Annotated in this window: 3 protein-coding genes; all 3 read right to left on the bottom strand. The window is 58.8% G+C overall.

Features of this window, described 5'->3' with window-relative positions:
* Positions 1-39: 39 nt before the first annotated feature.
* From ABYT07_RS19400 to ABYT07_RS19390, 3 genes are read right to left on the bottom strand one after another with little or no spacing between them, the layout of a single operon-like run.
* Complete coding sequence (locus ABYT07_RS19400) at positions 40-1,245, bottom strand: acyl-CoA dehydrogenase family protein (protein WP_372993663.1); 1,206 nt, start codon at positions 1,243-1,245, stop codon at positions 40-42.
* Between the two features lie 48 nt (positions 1,246-1,293).
* Entirely contained in the window at positions 1,294-3,390 is a 2,097-nt protein-coding gene (locus ABYT07_RS19395; protein ID WP_372993662.1) for an FAD-dependent oxidoreductase, read from the bottom strand.
* A gap of 23 nt (positions 3,391-3,413) precedes the next feature.
* Positions 3,414-4,190 (bottom strand): IclR family transcriptional regulator, encoded by a 777-nt coding sequence (locus tag ABYT07_RS19390; RefSeq protein WP_372993661.1) that lies wholly within the window; start codon positions 4,188-4,190, stop codon positions 3,414-3,416.
* Positions 4,191-4,213 lie beyond the last annotated feature (23 nt).

Genomic DNA, 4,213 nt, shown 5'->3' with positions numbered 1-4,213 from the left:
TGTCTTGAAGCATTTGGCGTTCTTCTGTCAGGTCGAAGTTCATGCTCCACCTCCCATCGTTGTTTTGGCAATGATCTGGCGCTGGATTTCGTTCGAGCCGCCAAAGATCGACAGTTTACGGTTGTTGAAATATTGCGCGGCAACGGGGCCGGCATTCAACGGATCAGGCAGGGCAAGGTTCGATCCTTCAATCGCTTCGGATGCGAATGGCATCGCATAAGCACCTGCCGCACGGCGGGCCAGATCGTTGATTTCCTGACGGATGATCGTGCCTTTGACCTTGAGCATAGAGGATTCTACACCCGGTGCCGCACCAGCTGCCGCCTTGGAGACGATGCGCAGGTTTGTCGTGCTCATCGCCATCAGGTCGATTTCAACCCGTGCAACCCGTGCTGCAAAGTGGGGGTTTTCCATCAACGGCTTGCCGCCGGACATTTCGGCGCGTGCGATCCGCTTGACCGCTGTCAGACCCGCCTGAGAGAACCCGACGCCCGCAATGTTCGTCCGCTCGTGGGTCAGCAGATACTTGGCATAGGTCCAGCCTTCGTTCTCTTTGCCGACAAGGTTTTCGACAGGCACTTTGCAATCCGTGAACCAGACTTCGTTCACCTCGTGGGTGCCGTCCAGCAGGATGATCGGGCGCACTTCGACGCCGGGGGTTTCCATGTCGATCAGCAAGAAAGAGATACCTTCTTGCTGCTTTACCTTCTTGTCGGTGCGCACGAGGCAAAAGATCATGTTGGCGTGCTGGCCAAGGGTCGTCCAGGTCTTCTGACCGTTGACGATGTAATGCGTGCCCTCTTCGTTCAGCACGGCCTCGGTCTTCAATGACGCAAGGTCGGAACCGGCACCCGGTTCGGAATAGCCCTGACACCACCAGTCTTCGCCCGACAGGATGCGGGGCAGCCAGTAATCATTCTGCTCTTGGCTACCGAATTTTTGCAGCACAGGGGCCAGCATCGACAAGCCAAACGGCACGATGCGCGGGGCGTAATGTGCGGCGGCTTCTTCCTCAAAGATGTGGCGCTGAACGGCGTTCCATTCGGCACCGCCGAATTTCTCGGGCCAGTTCGGGGCCAGCCAGCCTTGGGCGTTCAGAATGGCGTGCCACTCTTCTTGTCCCGCCTTGCCCAGCTCTTCTCCTTTGCGAATTTTATCGCTCATTTCCTTGGGAAGCTTTTCCTCAAGAAAGGCGCGTACTTCGGCGCGGAATGCCTTTTCTTCGTCGCTATAGCTCAGATCCATTAATCTTTCCTCCGGTTGATGTCGTTCGGGCATTGCGCCCTTGTTCATTTACTTAGCAGTGTCTTTGTTCAGGTCATCAAAGGTGCGACCCTCTGCCACCAGTTGTTTCAGCAGCGGTGCGGGTTCCCAAAACCAAGCGTCGTCCTTGGCGTAGGTTTCTATATCGGCCAGCAGCGCGGTCAGCCCTTGCAGGTCGGCCCATTTCATCGGGCCACCCCAATAGCGCGGGAAGCCGTAGCCAAACAGCAGCACCATATCGATGTCGAGAGGGCGTTTCGCGATACCCTCGCCCAGCAGTTTTGCGGCCTCGTTCACCATGGCGGCCATATAGCGGCGCACGATTTCGGCGTCTGTGAAATTACGCGGGGTGATACCCAGTTCCTTGCGCTCGGCCTCGATCAGAATGGGCACTTCGGGGTTCGGGATGCCGCCACGGGCGCCTGCCTCGTAGACGTAATACCCCTTGCCGGTTTTCTGGCCAAAGTTACCGCCTTCGCAGATTTTGTCAGGATATGTCGGCACGCGTTCCGCAGGATGACGTGTCGCCGCTTTGCGTTTGCGCGTGGCCCAACCGATATCAAGGCCTGCAAGATCGCCCACAGCAAAGGGCCCCATGGCAAAGCCGAAATCGACCAATGCCTTGTCGATCTGATAGGGCGATGCGCCGTCCAGCACCATGTGATCAGCGGCGGTGCGATAGGTTGCCAGAATACGATTGCCGATGAACCCGTCACACACGCCGGCCCTGACCGAGATTTTGTTCAACGCCTTGCCAAGGGCAAAGCCTGTGGCAACAACATCGGGCGCGGTCTTGTCTGCCACGACCACCTCAAGCAGCTTCATAATATGCGCAGGAGAGAAGAAGTGTAGCCCGATCACATCCGCAGGGCGCGATGTGCTGGCGGCGATTTCGTCGATGTCCAGATAGGATGTGTTCGACGCCAGAATAGCACCGGGTCTGCACACGGCATCCAGCTTGCCGAACACGTCTTTCTTGACGTCCATGTCTTCGAACACGGCTTCGATCACCAGATCAACCAAAGCGAGGCTGTCATAGTTGATCGACACCTCAAGCGCCGTCGTCGTGATCGCGTCGTACTTCATCTGACTGATCTTGCCGCGCTTCAGCGCGCCCGACAGGTTACCGGCGATGCGGCCGCGCGCAGCTTCGGCGGCTTCGGCTTTCATCTCGATCAGCACCACGTTGAAACCAGCCAGCAAGGCCGCCGTGGCGATGCCTGCGCCCATGGTGCCACCGCCGATGATGCCGATGGATTGCAACGGACGGGGTTCGACACCTTTCAGCTCTGGCAGGTTACCGACTGCACGCTCCGAGAAGAACGCGTGGATCATGCCTTGTCGTTGATCGGTTTCCATCAGATCCATGAACATCTTACGTTCGGCCATCATGCCCTGATCAAAGGGCAGTTCCGATGCAGCCTGAACCGCACGTACCGCTTGGGCGGGGGAAATCTGGCCCCGGCCTTTTTTCAATGTGCCATCATACGCGGCATCCCAATCAATCGCTTGTGCTGCTGGCATTTCACTGACCGCACGGCGGGGTGCCGCGTCGGCAACCAGACTTTCCGCATAGGCCAGACCGACCGCTTCGGGGTCGCCTTCGACGATTTTGTCGATGATGCCCAGTTCCAATGCTTCGTCCGCTTTGACCTGACGGCCCGTGGTGATCAGATCAAGCGATGCGTCAACACCAATCAAGCGCGGCAAACGCTGCGTCGCACCGGCACCGGGGATCAGACCCAGATGCACCTCGGGCAGGCCAACGCGGGCAGACGGCTGCGCGATGCGGTAATGCGCGGACAAGGCAATCTCAAGACCGCCGCCCAAGGACACGCCGTGCATGGATGCGACCACGATCAGCGGCGATGCCTCGATCCGTTTGCAAACATCGGGCAGGAAAGGTTCCAGCGGTGTCTTGCCAAATTCGGTGATGTCCGCACCCGCGATAAAGGCGCGGCCTTCGCCAACGATCAAGATCGCCTTGACGCCACTGTCTGCTTCGGCGCGTTCCACCCCTGCAACCAGCCCCAGCCGAACGGCATGGGACAGCGCGTTGACCGGCGGGTTCTGGATACGCAAAACGGCAATGTCACCGCTGCGGCTATAGGCAATCTTGTCAGTCATCTTAATCTTTCCTGTCACTCTGATTAGTCCCGACGGCTAAGCGCGGGTTTGCGGCCGGTTCGTTTTTCAAGCGCGCGCACAAGGTCACGCAGGGCAGGCCCCACCTCGGTTGTGATGCGGGCATCGGGCAAATCAGCCGGGGTCGCCCCCATGCTAAAGGCAACCGGTTCGCCGAATTCTTCTGCGAAATAGGGCACGCTGACCGCGTTCACGCCATTGGCATAGCGCGCGTCCCCCAGTGATGAAGCAAAACCTCGAGCAACCAATTGTTTAAATCCTTCCGACCGGAACTGTCGCATATCCGGATCGGTCGTCAACTGCTCAAAGCGCTCTTCGCTAAGTGACGCCACGACGGCCATGCCAGAGGACGACCCGCGGATCGGAATCCGGTGTCCCGGCTCTAGCCAGATCGTCGATGCGTTGCGGGGGCGCCACGTGCGCACCAGCATCATGCGCGCGTCATCGCGCACCGCGACCAACCCCAGTGTGCCGGTATCATCGGCCAGTTGCTGCATGGCATCCGACACCAGATCCAGAAAATTCACGGCAACCGACGCCACCGACCCCAAGGCAATCGCCGACGGCCCCAGACGAAAACGGTCGTTGCGCCCACCGTGGCTTAGGTAGCCCAAAGAGCACAACGTATAGGTCAAACGCGACACGGTGGGTTTCGGCAAGCCGGTGCGGTCGGCGATCTGCGCATGGGTCAAACCACTGTCGCTGGCGCGAAATGCCCGAAGCACAGCCATGCCACGGGCCAGCGTATTTGCGAATTTGCGATCAACGGGGACCGAATTCATGCCTCAACCTCGACTTGTTTCAC

Origin of the sequence: Sulfitobacter sp. (genome assembly GCF_041552635.1) — a bacterium.
GTDB lineage: Bacteria > Pseudomonadota > Alphaproteobacteria > Rhodobacterales > Rhodobacteraceae > Sulfitobacter.
The sequence above is the reverse complement of the archived record's forward strand: the minus strand, read 5'-3'. Positions and strand labels throughout refer to the sequence as shown.